At 67.7% G+C, this 266-nt stretch carries 1 protein-coding gene; it reads left to right on the top strand.

The features are described 5' to 3' along the window. On the top strand, window positions 1–266 hold a 266-nt coding region (locus IF29_RS47245), incomplete at both ends, for a hypothetical protein (protein WP_037598809.1).

Genomic DNA, 266 nt, shown 5'->3' with positions numbered 1-266 from the left:
GGTGTCGAACCTGAACTTCGCTGCGGGGCAGACGATTCCCAATCTGGTGATGGTTCCGGTGGTGGACGGCAAGGTGGACCTGTACAACGGTTCCGGCGGTGCGGTCGACCTGCTGGCCGACATCACCGGCTACTACACCGCGGGTGGCCAGGGCTCCGCGCTCACCACGGTTGGTCCTTCGCGGATCCTGGACACGCGGTCGGGTAGGGGTGCGTCGAAGGCGCGGGTTGTCGCGGGTGGGACGGTGCGGTTGCAGGTGGCGGGTG

It is taken from the genome of Streptacidiphilus jeojiense (genome assembly GCF_000719095.1).
In the GTDB taxonomy this organism is placed as follows: Bacteria; Actinomycetota; Actinomycetes; order Streptomycetales; family Streptomycetaceae; genus Streptacidiphilus; species Streptacidiphilus jeojiensis.
The sequence above is the reverse complement of the archived record's forward strand: the minus strand, read 5'-3'. Positions and strand labels throughout refer to the sequence as shown.